General features: G+C 37.8%; 3 protein-coding genes. 2 read left to right on the forward strand and 1 reads right to left on the reverse strand.

Annotated features, from left to right (window positions below; all coding sequences use genetic code 11):
* Both LJ737_RS26770 and LJ737_RS26775 read left to right on the forward strand, forming a co-directional pair.
* On the forward strand, positions 1 to 203 hold a 203-nt coding region (locus LJ737_RS26770; protein WP_227769849.1), incomplete at its 5' end, for a hypothetical protein.
* Positions 204 to 292: 89 nt separating this feature from the next.
* Positions 293 to 1,279 (forward strand): DUF2135 domain-containing protein, encoded by a 987-nt coding sequence (locus LJ737_RS26775; RefSeq protein ID WP_227769850.1) that lies wholly within the window; start codon positions 293 to 295, stop codon positions 1,277 to 1,279.
* Positions 1,280 to 1,553: 274 nt separating this feature from the next.
* On the opposite strand, the gene LJ737_RS26780 is transcribed toward LJ737_RS26775, so the two are convergent.
* Positions 1,554 to 1,976, reverse strand: a 423-nt coding sequence (locus LJ737_RS26780) for a tyrosine-type recombinase/integrase (RefSeq protein ID WP_227769851.1), incomplete at its 5' end; no start/stop codon positions are given.

Raw genomic sequence — 1,976 nt, forward strand, 5'->3', positions numbered from 1 at the left:
ATAAACAGCTTGTGTATGAATGGTCTGTTCAGAACAATCTGGAAAATTCTATAACTAGTAGTGAATTCTGGATTCCTTTTTATTCCAAAGATGCAGATGCGTTTCAAATATCTGTATCGATCCGCAATCCTTATTTTGCTGCTTCTGGGGTACATGTAGAAAAGATTAACTTTCAAATTCTACAGGCTTATTACATAAAGTAAAAGTATATATGATCAAATACACATCTTCTGCTGCTGTTATAAGTTCATTCAATCCAATGGTAACCCTCGCGCCACATATTAGGAAACATGTGAACGAGAATTTTATTGAGCCAATCGCATCTGCCTTCTTTCTTGAGTTGGGTGGGGTTGATAAATTTGACGAGCTTGATGTTGATAAAATTGTTACTGAAATAGATTATGAGGAAAATATAATATTTAACAGTTTTGTAAATGAGTATCTGTACAAAGAAATATTTTCTAAAATTGAAAAGGATAGTGATAATACAGTAAGGTTTAAGCCAAGATATGTTATGACCTTTGACCGTGACTTGGCAAGCTACGAGCAAAGCAAAGCAGTATATCCTTGCAATATTAAGAGAAGAATCACTTACGGAACAATTTCTATTGGTGGTGCAGTAGTATTATATTATATATATGTCGACCTGCAAGATCTGATCCGCTTTCTAAAGAAAGCCAGAATAGCACCAATAGCGCCTGATCTTAGCAAGGTTGGTGAAACCGTAGAGGAAAGGTATGTCCGCCTTTTTGAAGAAGTTATTGTAAAAAAACAATTGCGATTAAATGATGTCATAGATCAAAACGAAAAAACAGAAATTAGTAATGATATTTCCAGATTGTTGTTGTTAAAAAAAGATGGGTTAAAAGGAGAAAAAGGCAAACTAAGGGTAAACTTGTCTTGGGAAACTACTGATGACTTGGATATACATATATCATTGCCTAATGGTGAGATAATAAATTTTAAAAATAAAGTTGTTGAATATGGATGTGTCATTGGCGAATTAGATGTTGATAAGAATGCTGGTAATGATATTGTTAGCAATCCGCAGGAAAATGTAAATTGGAATGAAATTCCATTGGGTAGGCATAAAGTGTCTGTGGATTTTTTTAATAGTAGAGATAAGAGAAAAGTTTCATTTACATTATCGATTTTTTCAGAATATGGTGAGGGTCGGGTGTATAATAGTTATGTTGAACACGAAGGAGAGCATAAAACCAGAGGAGTTCTGTTTTTTAACTTTATTAATGGAGAATTAATCTGTGATGATTTGGTTTAACAGCAATAGTCGGTATAGGTCTTATTCCTTTCTTTGATGGTAGTAACGTAATAAGGGTTGCAGTGGAGTATAAATTTTTATACTCATAATCGCATCTTGTCTGCAATTATTCCGAAATTTCTGTGATTATCTCCATTCTTTGTTAATCTGTATTTTGTTTTGGGTTTTGGCAACTTTGGTGTAGGGCATCGCAGGTGTGACCGTTAAATTTTTGTATTACTTTCACGCTCATTATGAGCTAGCCAACTGTGGTTAGGTGTTGCCAACTTTGCACTTAACCCCAGGCTCCTTGCATCTCGCTCTTCCTGCGTACGTCAGCTACTTTCGCGTACCCCATCAAAGACTTGATGTCTTTGTGGCCGGTGAATTTCTGAATCACCTCCAAACTCATCCCTCGCTCCAAGCTTTGGGTGACGAATGTATGTCTGCCAGTGTGGGAAGAAAGAAGGCTGTACTTAGGCACTCGTTCTTCCACGCGTTTACTGCCCCGGTAGCGCACCACCAGCGTTGGTTTGTCGATACCGCATTGCTGCCCAAGCTCTTTTACATAATCGTTGAACTTCTGCTGAGAGAGCTTGGGTAGGCCGCTGGGGTATTTCGCCAAAATAGCTCGAGAGTATTGGTTCAGGTCGACGTGTTGCTGTTTGCGTGTTTTCACGGCGCGAAAGACCAATTGGTCGTCCTCAATGTTGTCGGG

The sequence above is a fragment of the Hymenobacter sp. 15J16-1T3B genome, from assembly GCF_020711235.1.
Taxonomy (GTDB): Bacteria; Bacteroidota; Bacteroidia; order Cytophagales; family Hymenobacteraceae; genus Solirubrum.